Genomic DNA, 14,804 nt, shown 5'->3' on the forward strand with positions numbered 1-14,804 from the left:
AGTGGAAGGCAAATACAGAGCACCAAGAAGCCCAAAGGCTTGGCCATGAAAAATGGTATTCATCATTCAAAACTCGTATATCGAAGGTAGAACGGGACTACGGCATTTAACAAACCAATTAATCCGACCTCAATACGCTGCGCTCCTTTCGGCGGCTTATTGGGGCGTTATGCCCTAAGGAGATACAGTGGCAATAAAAATTAGCCCTGAGCGCGGTAAAATAAACGCTTTATTATTCAAAAATGAAAATGCCGGCTTGCCGATGACTCTATTTTTATCAATCTCGATAGATTTAGATGAGCTAGAGTTTCAAAACGAAACTGAAGAAACCTGCATCCAGCTAGATTTTATTAAGATCCACTTTAGATCTTTTTCCGATCTTCAAGACAAAGAATTTGAGTTCCCAGTTAACCCTGAAGAGAGATATATTGATGGATCTATTTATCTTGATAGCCAGCACATACCGGTTGATGTTACCAAGATAAGCTTCTGCTCATTTGATGGGAATAACATTAAAGCTAAAATATTCGGCATGGTCCTATTCGATCACTGCGGTTACAAAGAGCCTAATCAAGAGTTCGATCTTGAAACTACTTTGAGGTTTGAAAATATATTCATACCTCCGGATATTATTTCACCGAATGAACAAAATCTCGATATGGCAAAGAATAAGCTTTCTGAGTTTTTCAATGTCAATGAGTTATCCGAACCAATAATAGAGAGCAACGGATTTCGTGATGCCATCGTATTTCACAAATCAACCTAATAGGCATAACAAGCCAATGCATGCGAAATTAAAATGATTAACATGCCTTTTTGATTTCAAACGATGCTAAAAGAGGAAATTAATGGATTGGTTCGAGGTTATCCCATCATCAATGTCGGCTGTTGCCTCAGTAGCTGCTGCTGTTGCCGCTATTGCGTCTTGGCGTGTAAGCCGGAGGGCAACTTCAATTGCTGAGTCGACGGCTTTAGCGACACATCATAGTGCAGCAACTCTTGTTTATGTTCAGGAAGTTGAACAACTAAACGCGCTTGTTTCGGAACTAGACAAGTTAGCATTTGAAATTACCTCAACATGGTCAAGGCAACTTCAACGATTTGATAATCCAGACCTTGGTGGTATTGACCCTCGACCTCTTAAGCATGTTTTGCATGACGGTTATGAATTATTGGCTGATTATGCTTCAGATAGTAAAAAGCAAATTGGGGCGGCCAGTCGCAGGATACTCTCACCCATTATAAACGGAATGGGCTCAACAACAAAAGATGAATACAATAAACTACTAAAAAAAGTTGATGGTACATCATGCAGTTTTGAGGCTACTTTAGGTTCACCTTCAAAGTCTAAAAGTATTACTTCAGCTTCAGCATTCAGATGGGTCTATTACCAATTACTAAATAGAGTCGAAGGCCAAGATTGGCGTAGTGTTTGGAAAGAAGCTTGGCTTGAAGAAGGCTATTTGAATCAGTATAAGTCTCTATTCGTGAGAATTAAACCGGAACTCATCGGCTCTAGAGATCGATTAATAAATGAGAAAGAAAAACTAATGCATACAGCCTTTCCGATAGAAAAAAATCTCAACTTGTCTGAACAATACAATCAACTGCTGAGTGCGTTAGATTGTTTAATAGAAGAATGTGACTCTGAGTTAATTGAAGATTACAAAGACTGGGATTATAGCGAAGAGCAATTTTTATTGGTCTTGTGCTCTATGGGGTTGGTCTGCTTTGCGAAAAAGCAAGTGGGTGTAATTCAATATGCCAGTAGGCTCTAAGTAACCAGCAAGTTAACAAAGCATTTAAGAATGATTCCCAACGTTTGGCATTTTTCATTGCATCGTTGGGTTTCGTGTTTACGGTGTAATGGTTAGGTTTCGTGGGAAGGTGTTCATATTTCTGTGTCACCCGGTGCTTAGAGATTCACCTAGCCGTCGGCCCTCCCTCCCCTTAACGCCACCCCGACCCTAAGACATTATTCGTGAGCCGCTACATAATCGGTGATTTTTAACCCAGTCGTCGGGGTTGGCGTCTCGCAATCACAAAGGTGGACACACCACCATCAGCGCGGTTTTTTATGTCCGTAGCATGGCGAGTGAGCGGGCGTGAGTCGTTTACCTAGCATGTCCATTTTGGACTAGCGTCATCTTGTAAGATGTATCACTATTAAAAAATTACGGATATCACCTTGTGAGGGCGAATTCTGGGCTCACACAAACGTGCATGAGCAGTATTCGCAAGGTTAGGCACACATTGAGTTGACTCATGCCTGAATAGGCCGCATGGAGAAGAAAATGCAGTTTGCCAAAGCGTTTCAATATAAGCAGTGGGCCAATACTGAGTTACTTCACTTTGGAGAACGGCAACTCTCCAAACTTCCAGACAATGATCGTGAGTTTTTTCTCAGAATTTTAAATCACACAACGGTTGTTGATAGCCTTTTTATCAGCCGGATTTTAGGTGAACCTGAACGCTATACGGCTGACAATACTGTTGAGACTCCGACATTATCTAAGCTTCGCGATACAATGCATCAAAATGACACTTGGTTAGTTAATTTTACACAATCAGTGTCCGAAGAGGCCTTAAAAAGGGTGATATCATTTACGTTTGTCGATGGTAATACCGGGCAACTATCAGTAGAAGAGATACTGATCCATTTATTAACTCATGGCAGTAATCACAGGGGCATGGCATCTAGAGTGCTGACAGAAAATAACCTAGAACGCCCTAAAGACACCTTTACGCGATACCTACATCAAGCGGAACTGTCTAGAAGGGATGTGGCTTAGCACTTAACTTAACTGATCTTACCCAGCAACAGTGGGCGCTGTTTAAGCGATCACTCAAGATTCAAAAACGTCAGGATTCATGATCCCTATCGTACTGAGGCACCATTGCGAGGGCGATATAACATTCTTGAGGTGCCCACTGGTACGGGGAAGATCAGGCCGCCCCTCTTTGCCCACTTCCGTCACGCGATTTATGCCTGCTCAGGATGCTCGAATCGGCCGCACAAGGTACACTCAATCTGTATAGACATAGGTTTCACTTGAAAGGCTGATCATGACCAGGACCCCGCCACTCTATTTGCAAATACAGCAGCACTTACTGGAGCATATTCTGGGAGGCACTTGGCCCGCTCATCATCAGATTCCCCCTGAGGAGCAGTTGGCTCGGGATTTTGGGGTCAGTCGGATGACGGCGAATAAAGCCATTCGAGATTTGGTCCAAAAAGGCTATCTGACACGCCAGCCCGGGCTGGGTACTTTTGTGACTGATCGCAAAGCGGAATCGTCATTAGTTGAGGTGTACAACATTGCGGATGAAGTGCGTGAGAGAGGCCATCATTACAGCAATCGTGTTCTGGTCTGTGAAGCGATTGAGGCCGATGATGAGGTCGCGTTAAGGCTAGGCGTGCGCTTGGGCAGCCGAGTCTTCCAAAGCCTGCTTGTACATCTAGAGGACGAGACCCCGATTCAGCTCGAAAATCGTTATGTGAACCCTCGTTGGGTGCCGAATTACTTGACCAGTGATTTCTCAGTGCACACGCCCAATGAAGTGCTGGTCGCAGCCTGCCCGATTACGGATGTAGAACACATCGTCGAAGCCCTTCTCGTTGATGCCCAAACAGCTGAATGGCTCGATATCGAAACGTCAACCCCTTGCCTCAGCATGAGCCGACGGACTTGGTCGGGCGAACAATTGATCAGTTATGCCCGCCTACTGCACCCAGGCAACCGCTATAAACTGCGTTCGTCGGTGCATCGGCAGGCGTCATGATCTTAGGCCTCATCATCTGAGGCCTATCAACCGGTGATTCTCAACCCAGGGCTCATCAGCACAATTCAACCCATCACCTCAACCCATCATCAATTGCACCCAATAGCCGGTTTCCCTCAAACAGTCAGAACCATACTCACCACGCTCCCAAGTATGAATGAATATATATGCCAATACGCTCACACCCCTAAAACAATCATGAGGGAAGTTCCAACGAGTAAAAGTGCCATGATCGCATTGAAGGCCCGGTAGGCTTTTGGCTTATTGCTAATAAGCTTGCCTATAGTGACACCGAACCCAACCCAGATCGAACCACATACAAAATAAACGGCACAAAAAACCCCACTCACAACGAATACAGAAATAGTGTAGCCGCTCCCGGTAATAGTAAATGCAGACATTGCAGTCACAGCCATCGCCCAAACTTTAGGATTTAAGAATTGCAAAGTGAGGGCATTCCAAAAAGTCACACTCTCTCCATCATTATCAATGCTTACACTTGAGGCGTTAAAAATCTTCCATGCCAAGTATAAAAGATAAGTTGAACCCGCATATCTAAGGACTTCATGCAGCACCGGAAAATCATTGAATGCAGCCCCCAGACCAAATGCCACCGCCAGCATCAATAATAAAAAACCAGAAATTATTCCAAAAAGGTGGGGTAAGGCCCGATAGTAACCGAGATGGGTTCCTGAGCTCGTTAACATAATATTGTTTGCACCGGGCGTTATACTCGTAGCCACTGCAAAACCAAGAAACGGTGAAGCTTGAGAAATGATCTCTCCGAACATTACCCTTCTCCAAATAATAAATGATATAAAAGGGGCAAACATCCAAGCCTGCCCCAATTAACAAAATTTCAGCGCTAGTTTGTCAACACATTGACAACTGCACTTTCACTCTCAGTCTTTGCAATCGTTTTCCGATACAACTCTGTGTAAAATGCACAAAAAAGAGTAAAGACATTTTCAATATGTTCTTCTACTTTTTTCTTATCTTGATCGCTCTCAACAAACTTCATGAGCACATTCCATACAAAAAGGGAGTGGTCATCTTCAATATCATGACTAACATGTGCATGTTGGCCTTTTGCCATACCTTTACCAAGACGTTTCTCGATATTCTCAATCCAGTCAGGCTGGGTATAAATTGACATTTTTTCAATAAAGTATGAGCTAGACAAAGAGGCTAGCGGACGTCCTTCATGTTCAAGTCCATAATAAAAATAACCCTGCAATAACTTTGTGGAGAACATAGGATCGGTTCCATATACTTCTTTATGACTGACACCCAACCTCTCCAAATCTTTAATAAACATTTCATCATGAAGCATTTCATCTTCAGTATAAGCAGCCCATTTTTTTGCCAAGAAGGGGTTGTGCTTTGTAAAATAATGAATTGTCAGTGCGTCGATCCAACGCTTCATTCTTAGTCGAAGAATAATCTCAATGACATTTCTTTTATAGTATTCTAAATTTATATCTTCGCTTTTAAGAAGATGATCGCCGCCTTCGACCTCACTATAAAACCGACTTAAAAAAGATTCTAACTTTTTATCAATAACATTCTTGAAGTCAGGATGAGCGACTGTTTTTAAATCCCGGTCTTTAATCATAACTATTCTCTAATGGAGATTTCAAAATAAATTCAACTGGATGATTATTTATTACTGCGGAAGAGCATAGTGTCGACTTTCGAGGCTTATTCGCTCTTTATTTGGTAGGTAACGATCAAGAACTTCCAGCCCTCTGGCGACTCGAAGGACTCGCTCTTCCGCTGTTTTATCTGAAACAGAGTCGTATGGATGGCCTTGGGCACTAGCTCCCATCTTAAGCATCACTGGAGAAAGATAGTTAACCATCTCTGCGACTTCATAAAAACGTATAAATCCACCTTTGGATTTATATACATCAACAGGAACATCCAGAGCAAGGTCGGGTGATTGACGGCGCATTTCATAAAGAACGGGCAACCCTAAATCATGTGCAGTCGTGACACTATCCGCACCATTTTCAGAAAATATTTTCGCAATAAAAGGGTTCGCCGCCATACAGTGCGTAGAGGTTTTGAAAATCATATCCTTTGGTAGGACTCCCTCAACACGCATTTCACTTAAAATTCTCATTACACCAATATCATAAACTGTAATACCTCTACACCCTAACTCAGCAAGCCTGATGGCCTCCTCGACACACACTCTTATACTATCATTGTTATTTATACGCCGACCCATTTCGAGCCCAAACTGAGTTCTATAAAAGGCGCCCTTAGTATCATACTCGGGCCGAGGCCCCATACTAATCACCATGCCATACCGATTCTCACGACAGAGAGTCAGCATGTCTTTAATTTCTTGGTCAGAGAGAAGGAAAGAGCCTAAGGTTTCATTGAAACGGGAAACATAAATACCTGCTCTTTCAATCGCTTTGATAGAGTGTTCTAAAGCTCTAAGACTATTAACAACAGGAATCTCAACGCCGTACTGACCTCCTCCATCGAAGCATTGAGTAGATCCAGCAGGAGATATCATATCTGTGGTAGGATATCCCTTTTCACGTAGCCACTGATAGCCCGGTCCAGTAGAAACTATAGCTTCCTTATTCATTTTTTTACCTTCCGATATGACTTAACCTATAAAAAATCGAATTACCTCTTCACTTAATGCCCAACCGACTCATTACATATTTTTTATCCTCTTCATGATTTATGTTTATAAAGCAGAGAACTCTGTCACTTGCCGTCATTTGATTCTGAAAAAAATTATCGACGACATAATCACCGGATTTCGGTGGATCTTGCCAGAAATTATTAGAAACCGAGCCACCACCACCATAAACAATTCCTCTTGACTCATCCAACTGGCAGTCGAAGGCGACTAGGCTAGATATTTTTTTAGCTAGCAAGATATTTTCATCGCTATTTTTTTGACTTATTAATGGATAAAAAGCACATTCACTCCGAGAAAACCTTTTCATCATCACGTAAGTAATTGGGTTGTATGTTTTCATAGCTATACAATCTGGAAAATCCTCACCAGTATTGTAGACACCTTGAAAAACAGAGTTGATTAGTTTTGCAGCCAAACCAGATCTATGAAAAGACTCTGCCATCAGAATAGTTTCAACATAAAGAATAGTGCATTCTCGAATATTTTTTTTAGATAATGCAATAACACCAACGCACTGGTCTTCCCTAGATGCTACAGACAAGAATGAAGATTTTAATATTTCATCACCCTTAACATCAAAGTAATTATTAACTTCGTGCCTAGGCATGCTCTTTACGAGGGAGTCTCTTATCCATCTTACGAAAACCTCGCTATCCTTTTTCAGAGATCCAACATATCTAACACTAACTTCTGAGCGAGTTTTTTCATTCCCTTTAATTGAGTCGTGATTAAAATTGACCCTCTCGGTTATCGTTTTCATACCAGCATTAACATCCTGTTAATTGACAATTGAAAGGCTAAAATCATCGTGCCTTTTGACTCAATGCTCGTCAATAATTTTTTTGACACCGCGTCAATCACTTTTTTATTCTTTTTGAGAATAAAAGCATTAACAGTAATTCAAAAAAGTGAATTTATAACTGACGATAGTCTTCTTTTAGCTCTCAGCAGGGATAAAAAAACGCACACGGCTATTGCGACAGACTCGATATCTCATGTTGAATGAGAGGAGCTTTCTTGCTATTGAATGATAGTTCTATGAAGTTACGCCCCATGAAAGCATTTCAAAGCGCCCCAATTGATAGGAAATGGTTTTTTTACAGTTGGGGGAGGATAGGAGAAGTCAAAATCAGTAGTTATAAAGAAAAATCATATGGCAACATACTGATAGAACTTCTGTCTATACATATAGACAGACTACAAATAAATCATTCAGGCATTTTAAATATCACTTAACCTCTGGTGAGATAATGCAGCTTAATCTTTCACCTTACGATAAAGACCCGAAATATATCGCCATTTCAAAAGCGATTATAAATCTGATTTCAGAGGAAGAAATCAAGCCAGGTGAGAAGCTACCCACACACAGGTCGCTAGCCGAATCGCTAGGCGTGACGGCTGGCACTATTTCCAAAGCTTATGATGAGCTTGAACAGCAAGGGTTTGTAAGTGCGCGTGTCGGTAGCGGTACCTATGTTAGAAATCATGAAATAATTTCACCCCCTTTTCCCTATAGCCAGAATAGCTCTTGCGGGCAAATAGATCTTAGTCTGGGATTACCGCCTGGAGATCAATTACGCACTGAGGCTATGCGTAAAGCAGTGGAAAGTGTTTCGAGGAACAATAAGAGCATTGCTGATAGCATTATTTATCACGCGCCCAATGCTTTTAGAGATCAAAAATCTAAGCTTTCCACATGGTTCAAGGGATTGGGAATAGATATTCATCCGGATGAATCGATTATCTCACTAGGGGGTCAGCATGGGATTTACTTGGCATTAAACGCTTTAGTGCGCCCTGGAGAGTGTATTGCCGCTGAAAGTTTGACCTACCCTGGCTTCATTAATGCAGCTCAACAAGCTTGCTTGAAAGTTAAAAGCTTACCGCTCGATCAGGGCACCCTCAATGTTCATGCTCTGGAAAAGTTATGCGAACGAGCACCACCACGGATCGTTTATGTCTCGCCAGATCAAAACAATCCTACGGGCGCTTTTATGCCCGAAGAGACAAGGGATACATTAGCTTTTTTGGCAAAAAAATATGGCTTCTGGATTTTGGAGGATGGTGTCCAATACTTACCGCCGTCATCTAGAGGGACGCCTTTACATACACTGGCTCCAGACAATACGATTTTCATCGCTAGTCTTTCAAAAATATTGGCCGGAGGACTACGTGTCGGTTTGGTCAAAGCTCCCGCTTCAGTACTCAGCGCTTTGACAGAGTCTATTCGTTCCCACCACTGGATGCCTGCGCCATTAATGGTCGATATCGCTTGCCAATGGATTATCAGTGGTGATGCGGATAGGGTGTTGAACTGGCAGCTCGATGAGCTACACCATCGTCAGAAACTCACCAAGTCTTATCTGTATTGGTTAAGTGTTTCAGGAAATCCATATGGGTCTTATGTCTGGGTCAATATGCCCGATGGGCTGAGAAGCACTACCGTTGTCGATAGCTTAGCCTCTCAAGGCGTTCTAGTGGCTCACTCTGAGCCTTTTTGTGTTGGCAATACACCGGCCCCTCAAGCCTTCAGGATTAGCACAAGTGCAGCAAGCTCACGAGGCGAGTTAACCCATGCTTTAAAAATAATCAACTCGACGTTACGCGAGGCAAGTCGTCGGTTGTGACCATTTGGCAGCGTATAGGGATGACATACGCTTAAATTGAACCACTTCAGAAAGCGACCAAGAGTGGTTCTCCATGTGCGGTTTATCGGAATTTCAGGATGCTAGAATATACCGTCAAGAAGATTCTACAGGCTCGAGTCTACGAAGCTGCTCGGGAAACGCCACTTTCACCGGCCCCTTTTCTGTCCCGCCGATTCGACAACAACATTCTGATTAAGCGCGAGGACCTCCAACCGGTCTACTCTTTCAAAATTCGCGGCGCCTACAACAAGTTGGTTCAACTCAGCGACGAACAAAAAGACAGGGGCGTGATTACCGCCTCGGCGGGGAATCATGCTCAGGGGCTGGCCTTGGCGGCCAAACTGCTGGGTGTCAAGGCAGTCATCGTAATGCCCCGCATCACGCCGGAGATCAAGGTCGTTGCAGTACGTGCTCAGGGCGCCAAAGTGGTCCTCAAGGGTGATGCATTTGGCGAGGCGGTGGCTCATGCCCAGGAGCTGATCGAAGGGCACGGCTACACCTACATCCCGCCGTTCGACGACATCGACGTCATCGCCGGTCAGGGCACCGTGGCGGTGGAGATCTTGCGGCAAAATCCCGGCCGAATAGACGCTATCTTCGTGCCGGTGGGTGGCGGTGGACTGATCGCCGGCGTGGCAGCCTATGTGAAGTACCTGCGCCCAGAGATCAAGGTGATCGGCGTAGAATCCGAAGACAGCGCCAGCCTCAAAGCAGCCTTAGACACAGGTGAGCGCGTACAACTGGACCAGGTCGGGGTGTTCGCCGAAGGCGTGGCGGTGGCCCAGGTCGGTAAGTCGCCCTTCACAGTGATGCGCGACTTGGTGGATAGCATCATCACCGTTAACACCGACGAGATGTGCGCAGCAGTAAAGGACATCTTCGAGGACACCCGCGCGGTTTCCGAGACCTCCGGCGCCCTGTCGCTGGCCGGCCTCAAGAAGTACATCCAGCAGACCAGCGCCAGCGGCGAGACCCTGGTGTGCATCAATTCCGGCGCCAACACTAACTTCGACCGCCTGCAACACATCGCCGAACGCACCGAGCTGGGCGAGCAGCGCGAGGCGATCCTGGCGGTAACCATCCCCGAGCGGCCGAGCAGCTTCAAGACATTCTGCCGCACCATCGGCCAGCGCATGGTCACTGAGTTCAGTTACCGTTATGCCGATCCCGAGCAGGCGCACATCTTTGTTGGGATTCAGATCAAGCTTGGGGGTGAAGATCGCCAAGCGGTGATCGACAAGCTGCGCGAAGCGGGCTATCCAGTGGAAGATCTCACTGACAACGAGCTGGCTAAGCTGCACTTGCGTCATCTGGTCGGCGGCCGCCCCCAAGAACGCTTCGATGAGGAGGTCTATCGCTTCGAGTTCCCAGAACGCCCCGGCGCACTAATGAACTTTCTCACCCACCTGCCCCACGACTGGAACATCTCGCTGTTCCACTACCGCAACCATGGCGCCGCCTACGGTCGAGTGTTGGTGGGCATGCAGTTACCGGAAGACGATCGCGGACACGCCGAGGAGCATTTCGACGAGATCGGCTATCGCTACTGGAAAGAGTCGGACAATCCTGCCTATCGCTTTTTTATGAAATAATCATACACATGGATTGGCAAAGATCACTTTTAAGTCTTTCTAATCATAAGGAATATATGTCGTAGTGTTCACTTTTAGCTTAGGAGATCCCGCACACCCTCTGCAGCGAATGCGGGGTGTGCTCGTGGCTCGATATCAAAAGCTGAATATGCAAAAACAGGCCATTTAAAGTACTCAACCCATCATCGATTGCACCCAATAACCGGTGGGAATGGCTAGCAGTAGGCTTAAGGCCACGCGGATAAACCACACCACGAGCATGCGGCCGATGGAAATCGGAATGCTCGTGGAGAGAATGCATGGAATGGAGGCGGAGAAGAAGAGCACCGCTGAGACGGAGACAACGCCTGCAGCAAAGCGTGCGACGAAATCAGCTTGGGCCATCAGCAGGGCCGGTAAAAACATTTCGGCCAGCCCCGCAGCAGCGGCTTGAGAGAGGGCTGCTGCGTCGTTAATGCCCCATACCGCCACCAGCGGATAAAACAGCCAGCCCAACCATTCAAAGAAAGGCGTGTATTTGGCCACCATTAAGCCCAGCAACCCGACTGACATGATGGAAGGCAGGATGCTAATGGCCATCACGAATCCTTCTTTGAAGTTCAGCGCAACACTTTTATGCAACGCAGGGGCTTTGGCCGCCACGTCAAGCCCTGTCTGCCATGCCAATGGTAGCCGTTGGCCTGACACGGCAACGGGCTCGCCCGCTTCGACACGATCATCCATCCGCGATAAGGGCGGTAAACGCACGGTTAAAGCCGTCACTACAAAGGTAATCACAAGGGTGAGCCAGAAGTAAGCATTCCAGACCCCCATCAGATCCAAGGTGCGTGCCACGATAATCATAAAAGTCGCGGACACGGTGGAGAATCCCGTCGCGATAATGGCGGCTTCTCGCGCCGAGTATTGCCCCGCCTGGTAGACCCGGTTGGTAATCAATAGACCAATCGAGTAGCTGCCAACAAAAGAGGCCACCGCATCAATGGCCGAGCGCCCCGGCGTTCGCCAGATCGGCCGCATCACGGGCTGAACCAGCACGCCGATAAATTCAAGCAGCCCATAACTGATCAATAAAGCGAGGAAAATAGCGCCAATCGGTACGATCAAGCCAACCGGGATGACGAGTTTTTGAAATAGAAAAGGCAGCATGTCAGGCGCTTGCAAGAAAGCAGGCCCCCAACCGGTCAGTGCCATCAGTGCCGCGATCACCCCAAGCCATTTCAGCACGGTGAAGATGCACTCTGTCACATTACGATTCCAATGGCCTTTCAGCAGCGGATAAACCGCACCGGCCACAATCAGCGCCAATGCATAAACACCACTGGCTTCACCTAAAACGCTTTTTGCGCCAGTCACCAGGTGATCGAGCAATATCGTGCTGCGACCTTGTATTTCAACGGGGATGAAGAAAATCAGTATGCCTAATGCACTGGGGAAAAATAACTTAAAGATCTGAGCGAATGGGGGTCGCTGGGGGGATAAGGGACTTGAAGGGCGCATGAATATGCCTCTTGTTGTATGTCGCGTGAGTAGGGCTTGGCTACAGTGATCGCTTCACCATGCAAGGCCCAATAGCGCTCGCTTTTTGTTCTAACGTCTCTGTTTCTAATGCCTCGGTTCCTTGTGCCACAATGTATATACATATCAAGCTAAATTGAAGTAAATCGGCTACTCACCTAAACCGACATTAGTCTAATAAAACCATTTTTAAAACCGAAAAAATCACCAAAAAATAATATCAACTCATTGTTTTTATTGAAAAAATATAAAAATCAATTTTTCGACGCCCGGCGCCTTCAGGTTATTTTTTCATCGACCATCTTGACGAACCCTGTCATCCATCGCTTAACTGTATATACATTATGATTTGACATGAATCATTCAAGATCCATTTTGATTCCAGATGATGCGATCACCATGATGAAGAGGAGCGCCCTATGTCGAATGCAATGAGTCGGTGCCTGTGGCGCGACATCATCATCTTTGATGGCCTCAGAACACGGCCTGAACCCATGGCAGTGATCACCGAGGGGGCCAGGATCATCACCTTGTCACCGATGAGTGAATTTGATGAGCAGTGGGCCAAAGACTGTACGGAGATGGGGCGCGGTGGCGTGATGACGCCAGGCTTAGTGGATTGCCACACTCACCTGATTTTCGGTGGCTCCCGAGCGGAAGAGTTTGAGGCGCGGCTTGAAGGGGCCAGCTATGAAGAGATCGCCAAAAAGGGCGGCGGCATTATCAGTACGGTTCGCGCCACCCGCGCCGCCAGTGAAGATGAGCTGTTCAGGCTGGCCCAACCTCGTCTTGAAGCCCTAATGGCCGAGGGTGTGACCAGTGTAGAAATCAAATCGGGCTATGGGCTGACCCTCGAAGATGAACTCAAAATGCTCAGGGTGGCACGCCGTCTTGGTGAGCGCTTTCCCATCCAAGTGGTAACCACATTATTGGGCGCGCATGCGCTACCGCCTGAATACCAAGATCAGAGTGATGCTTACGTCGATTTAGTATGCCAAGAGATGATTCCGGCAGCAGCGGCTGCAGGCTTGGCCGACGCGGTGGATGTTTTTTGCGAAAAAATTGCGTTTTCTGTCGAGCAGTGTGAACGGATCTTTAAGGCTGCCCAACAGCATGGCCTGCCCATTAAGATCCATGCCGAGCAGCTCTCGAACCTTGGCGGAACCGCGATGGCAGCACGTCACGGCGCCCTTTCTGCCGATCATATTGAATACTTAGACGATCATGGCATTGCCGCTATGCGTGAGGCCAACACGGTCGCGGTGATCCTGCCGGGCGCTTTCCACACCTTGCGCGAGACACAACAACCGCCGATTGAGGCTCTGCGCCAAGCGGGTGTGCCCATGGCCATTGCCACCGATGCCAACCCCGGTAGCTCCCCTCTCTTTATGCCCACGCTGATGCTCAACTTGGCTTGCACGCTGTTTCGTATGACGCCCCAAGAAGCCCTGGCAGGGATGACCGCGCATGGCGCCACGGCATTGGGATTAGAAGGGCTCGGTCGCCTCTACGAAGGGGCCGTGGCCAATCTTTGTGTGTGGGATGTCGAGACCCCCGCCGAGCTGGCTTATGCCGTACAGCCCGGACGGTTACGACACCGTTTATTCCAAGGAGTCATCACCCATGGTCTCTAATACGACACCTCTCACAAGCCTCGATATGTCTCCTTGGACGGGCCGTATTGACCCGGAAGCGAATAGCGAACGCTGGCATCAGAAGATTCAACCGCTCACTGAAGCCGCGCCATCAGGCTGTGCCTTACTGGGCTTTGAAAGTGATGCGGGCGTGGCCCGAAATAAAGGGCGTACCGGGGCGGTACAAGGGCCTGCGGCCATGCGCCAAGCATTGGCGCCGCTGGCGTGGCATCGCCATGCCCCGGCTTATGATGCGGGCAATATTCGTTGTGAAGACGATGCGCTGGAAAGTGCTCAACAACAACTGGCTGATCGCGTCGCCGAGTTACTCGAAGCGGGTCACTTGCCCATTGTCATGGGGGGTGGGCACGAAGTGGCCTTTGGCAGCTGGTCAGGGCTGGCTCAATACCTCCACCCACAAGGTGAGCCAGCGCCTCATATCGGTATTATCAATTTCGATGCTCACTTTGATCTGCGCGATCCCTCTCATGTGCATTCTTCGGGCACGCCCTTTGCGCAAATTGCTCACGAATGCGCTCAACGCCATTGGCCTTTTAAGTATGCCTGCTTAGGCGTTAGCCGAGCCGCCAATACTCAGGCCCTGTTCAACCGTGCAGCCCAGCTTGATGTTTTGGTGCGCGAGGACCGGGACTTTCAACCCGAGCAAATGAGTGACATTCGGCGCGATCTGAAAAGCTTTATCGACGCCTGTGATCACCTCTATCTCACCCTGGATCTGGATGTACTCCCGGCGGCAGAGGCCCCTGGTGTCAGCGCGCCTGCTGCACGGGGCGTCTCACTGAGTTTGATCGAGCCTTTGATCGATCTCATTCGCGATAGCGGCAAGCTTCGCCTTGCCGATATCGCCGAACTTAACCCCCAGCATGATATCGACAATCGTACCGCCCGTGCCGCCGCCAGGGTGATTTTTCAATTGGCCCTGGAGCGCTAGCACCGGGCATTG

General features: G+C 47.3%; 13 protein-coding genes. 8 read left to right on the plus strand and 5 right to left on the minus strand.

Annotation, left to right across the window (positions count from 1 at the left end; genetic code table 11):
- Positions 1–187: 187 nt before the first annotated feature.
- The 4 genes from BFW38_RS08050 to hutC all read left to right on the plus strand — a co-directional run bounded on the left by BFW38_RS08050 (position 188) and on the right by hutC (position 3,783).
- A complete protein-coding gene (locus BFW38_RS08050) occupies positions 188–766 on the plus strand; it encodes a hypothetical protein (protein WP_068997922.1) in 579 nt (192 codons plus the stop codon).
- 82 nt (positions 767–848) lie between these two features.
- Positions 849–1,778, plus strand: a complete 930-nt coding sequence (locus BFW38_RS08055; RefSeq protein WP_068997923.1) for a hypothetical protein — start codon at positions 849–851, stop codon at positions 1,776–1,778.
- Between the two features lie 516 nt (positions 1,779–2,294).
- Positions 2,295–2,792, plus strand: coding sequence for a DinB family protein (locus tag BFW38_RS08060; protein ID WP_068997924.1), 498 nt, complete (start codon positions 2,295–2,297; stop codon positions 2,790–2,792).
- Between the two features lie 274 nt (positions 2,793–3,066).
- Positions 3,067–3,783 (plus strand): histidine utilization transcriptional repressor HutC, encoded by a 717-nt coding sequence (gene hutC / locus BFW38_RS08065; protein WP_068997925.1) that lies wholly within the window; start codon positions 3,067–3,069, stop codon positions 3,781–3,783.
- A gap of 179 nt (positions 3,784–3,962) precedes the next feature.
- On the opposite strand, the gene BFW38_RS08070 is transcribed toward hutC, so the two are convergent.
- The 4 genes from BFW38_RS08070 to BFW38_RS08085 form a co-directional block, all read right to left on the minus strand.
- Positions 3,963–4,574, minus strand: a complete 612-nt coding sequence (locus tag BFW38_RS08070; RefSeq protein WP_068997926.1) for a LysE family translocator — start codon at positions 4,572–4,574, stop codon at positions 3,963–3,965.
- Positions 4,575–4,648: 74 nt separating this feature from the next.
- On the minus strand, positions 4,649–5,398 hold the full coding sequence (locus BFW38_RS08075) for a heme oxygenase-like domain-containing protein (RefSeq protein WP_068997927.1): 750 nt from the start codon (positions 5,396–5,398) through the stop codon (positions 4,649–4,651).
- A 51-nt stretch (positions 5,399–5,449) separates the two neighbouring features.
- Positions 5,450–6,388: a U32 family peptidase gene (locus BFW38_RS08080; RefSeq protein ID WP_068997928.1), complete on the minus strand. Its 939-nt coding sequence runs from the start codon at positions 6,386–6,388 to the stop codon at positions 5,450–5,452.
- Positions 6,389–6,437: 49 nt separating this feature from the next.
- Positions 6,438–7,211, minus strand: a complete 774-nt coding sequence (locus BFW38_RS08085; protein ID WP_068997929.1) for a GNAT family N-acetyltransferase — start codon at positions 7,209–7,211, stop codon at positions 6,438–6,440.
- Positions 7,212–7,701: 490 nt separating this feature from the next.
- On the opposite strand from BFW38_RS08085, the gene BFW38_RS08095 reads away from it, so the two are divergent.
- Positions 7,702–9,078 (plus strand): aminotransferase-like domain-containing protein, encoded by a 1,377-nt coding sequence (locus BFW38_RS08095; protein ID WP_068997931.1) that lies wholly within the window; start codon positions 7,702–7,704, stop codon positions 9,076–9,078.
- A gap of 35 nt (positions 9,079–9,113) precedes the next feature.
- The gene (gene ilvA / locus BFW38_RS08100; protein ID WP_281180449.1) at positions 9,114–10,691 is read left to right on the plus strand and encodes a threonine ammonia-lyase, biosynthetic; all 1,578 of its coding nucleotides are present in this window, start codon (positions 9,114–9,116) and stop codon (positions 10,689–10,691) included.
- Positions 10,692–10,865: 174 nt separating this feature from the next.
- On the opposite strand, the gene BFW38_RS08105 is transcribed toward ilvA, so the two are convergent.
- Positions 10,866–12,188, minus strand: a complete 1,323-nt coding sequence (locus tag BFW38_RS08105; RefSeq protein ID WP_068997933.1) for a YjiH family protein — start codon at positions 12,186–12,188, stop codon at positions 10,866–10,868.
- Between the two features lie 437 nt (positions 12,189–12,625).
- On the opposite strand from BFW38_RS08105, the gene hutI reads away from it, so the two are divergent.
- Both hutI and hutG read left to right on the plus strand, forming a co-directional pair.
- A complete protein-coding gene (gene hutI / locus BFW38_RS08110; RefSeq protein WP_068997934.1) occupies positions 12,626–13,840 on the plus strand; it encodes an imidazolonepropionase in 1,215 nt (404 codons plus the stop codon).
- Positions 13,830–14,792, plus strand: coding sequence for a formimidoylglutamase (gene hutG, locus BFW38_RS08115; RefSeq protein ID WP_084004532.1), 963 nt, complete (start codon positions 13,830–13,832; stop codon positions 14,790–14,792). Before hutI ends, hutG begins: the two co-directional genes overlap by 11 nt.
- Positions 14,793–14,804: the final 12 nt, after the last annotated feature.

Origin of the sequence: Terasakiispira papahanaumokuakeensis (assembly GCF_001709345.1) — a bacterium.
GTDB classification, from domain to species: Bacteria; Pseudomonadota; Gammaproteobacteria; order Pseudomonadales; family Halomonadaceae; genus Terasakiispira; species Terasakiispira papahanaumokuakeensis.

Bases quoted from the DNA above. Each gene is read 5' to 3' on its own strand.
- BFW38_RS08055 (WP_068997923.1), top strand. From the start codon at position 849: ATGGATTGGTTCGAGGTTATCCCATCATCAATGTCGGCTGTTGCCTCA.
- BFW38_RS08060 (WP_068997924.1), top strand. From the start codon at position 2,295: ATGCAGTTTGCCAAAGCGTTTCAATATAAGCAGTGGGCCAATACTGAG.
- hutC (WP_068997925.1), top strand. From the start codon at position 3,067: ATGACCAGGACCCCGCCACTCTATTTGCAAATACAGCAGCACTTACTG.
- BFW38_RS08070 (WP_068997926.1), bottom strand. From the start codon at position 4,574: ATGTTCGGAGAGATCATTTCTCAAGCTTCACCGTTTCTTGGTTTTGCA.
- BFW38_RS08075 (WP_068997927.1), bottom strand. From the start codon at position 5,398: ATGATTAAAGACCGGGATTTAAAAACAGTCGCTCATCCTGACTTCAAG.
- BFW38_RS08080 (WP_068997928.1), bottom strand. From the start codon at position 6,388: ATGAATAAGGAAGCTATAGTTTCTACTGGACCGGGCTATCAGTGGCTA.
- BFW38_RS08085 (WP_068997929.1), bottom strand. From the start codon at position 7,211: ATGAAAACGATAACCGAGAGGGTCAATTTTAATCACGACTCAATTAAA.
- BFW38_RS08095 (WP_068997931.1), top strand. From the start codon at position 7,702: ATGCAGCTTAATCTTTCACCTTACGATAAAGACCCGAAATATATCGCC.
- BFW38_RS08105 (WP_068997933.1), bottom strand. From the start codon at position 12,188: ATGCGCCCTTCAAGTCCCTTATCCCCCCAGCGACCCCCATTCGCTCAG.
- hutI (WP_068997934.1), top strand. From the start codon at position 12,626: ATGTCGAATGCAATGAGTCGGTGCCTGTGGCGCGACATCATCATCTTT.
- hutG (WP_084004532.1), top strand. From the start codon at position 13,830: ATGGTCTCTAATACGACACCTCTCACAAGCCTCGATATGTCTCCTTGG.